This is a genomic window from Paenibacillus sp. Y568 (assembly GCF_059445545.1).
The window spans coordinates 1-1722 of record NZ_JCAIUM010000050.1 but is presented as its reverse complement, the minus strand read 5'-3'; the positions used below and the strand labels follow the sequence as shown (position 1 = coordinate 1722).

General features: G+C 35.4%; 3 protein-coding genes. All 3 read right to left on the bottom strand.

The window, feature by feature from the left end; translation table 11 throughout:
- Positions 1-161: 161 nt before the first annotated feature.
- On the bottom strand, positions 162-335 hold the full coding sequence (locus AC1D7X_RS25705; RefSeq protein WP_495476429.1) for a hypothetical protein: 174 nt from the start codon (positions 333-335) through the stop codon (positions 162-164).
- A 229-nt stretch (positions 336-564) separates the two neighbouring features.
- Positions 565-1158: a hypothetical protein gene (locus tag AC1D7X_RS25700; RefSeq protein ID WP_495476428.1), complete on the bottom strand. Its 594-nt coding sequence runs from the start codon at positions 1156-1158 to the stop codon at positions 565-567.
- Positions 1159-1394: 236 nt separating this feature from the next.
- A complete protein-coding gene (locus AC1D7X_RS25695) occupies positions 1395-1544 on the bottom strand; it encodes a hypothetical protein (RefSeq protein ID WP_495458799.1) in 150 nt (49 codons plus the stop codon).
- Positions 1545-1722: the final 178 nt, after the last annotated feature.

Sequence of the window (1722 nt, the reverse complement as noted above, 5' to 3'; positions counted from 1 at the left end):
GTTTCAGGATACATGGTTCCGTCATTCCCATCCTCGGTTGTAAAGTTAGATTTCATTTCATGAAATCTCTGTTTTTTCGCGCTGTAAAGCGCTTATACAGAACTTGTCATACTGTCCCGTTAGCTCAACAATGTCCAACTACCTTAATTTAGAAGGAGTACCTATCCCGTAGCCATAAATTGAACGACCCCTATTACAAACAACAAAAGTACGAAAACAATAATACCGATTAGTCCAATCTTAAAAAAGCTAGAAAAATGTGATTTATGTTTGAGTTGACTCTCGGCACTTATCAATCGCTCTTTAATCTCTTGAATTTCTTTTTCGTGATCCATTGTTTCCTCCCCCTCACTCAGGTGCATTCACTCTTCACCTTGCTGGAATATTATAACATACTTCATTTTTCGGTTTACTTTTTCAATTACTCTAAACTGCCCGTTAGCGTAACGAAGGGCTGCCGTTTGGCATTGAACTATCGTGTCCCGTTAATTGAACAACATGGGCTTGTGCTCCATGAGATTCTTTTACCATATCGACATGAGATGGTCTTCAATGATTAACTAATTACCTCTTTAACTCTAAATAATTCATATTATAAAAATTCATATTATAATCTAATCCAAAGAAATCCACCACTCCAGAAAATCCATTTAATTCCCACTCTCCATTTTTGTTTGGAGTAAAAATGTATTCTCTTTTCCAATCCTTTAACTTCTCATCATCATCAACATATTCTTCCTTAATGCTTAATCTAGTTTGATTAAAAAACTCATTCTCGAAGTAACTCTTATAAATGACCGCATTTGTTATAGTTATTCCTTTATGAAAGACAGTTGGGTAAAATGTGTTCTGTTGTACATACATATCTGACTCGGGATCGGAATCCATATTATTGATAAATAATGATAGAATCTCCTTAGCATAGACTCCAAACTCTTCGGTAAAAGATTTCTCTAATTCCTTATACTCCAGTTTTGATACCTTTTCTCTCAACGCTAAATCAATGATCATTTTTTCTTTCTTCTCAATCATTTCAATTGCAGTGTTTATGTCAAAATCAATTGTTTCTTCTTTTATCGGCATTACTTGTTCTGATGATTGACAAGCCGATAAAAACAAAATAACCATAATAAGTAAAACTAAGTAGGATCTCCTCATAATTAGTTACTCTCCCCTACAATTACACCCTTTTTTAATGTATATAAATTATATTTTTTACCAAGTTTGGCCGTGGTCGCGTAATTCATTAATTATAATGTTCTCCGTAATTAGTCTTCCTCCTCTTTGTTCCACTAATCTGCCCGTTACTTCAATAAAAACAGCAGGCTACCGTAGCGCCTGCTCATTAATGTGTATCATTCAACTAAAGTTCTCCGTTAGTTGAGCGGCATTACTCACTTATTATTTTTATTTGAAATAGTAATTGCAATGTACAGAAGGAGCCCAAAAATTGCTCCTCCAAGCAATACTAATCCAAATTCACCCAAGATTAAAAACATGTATGCAATAGCCATACCCAAAATAATAAACCACAATATTTTCATAGTTCCCCTCCTAAAATACACATCAAATAAGACGTAAGCTTCGATTTAAAGTTGCGCTATCGGTAGCAATAGGTAAGCCTTTGATGCGATCTCCAGCTTTTCCCCTGCTCCACACGGAGCGTGCTAGTTTCCCAGCACTCCGCGTTCCCTCTAACAGAATGTACTAGATCATAAGTTC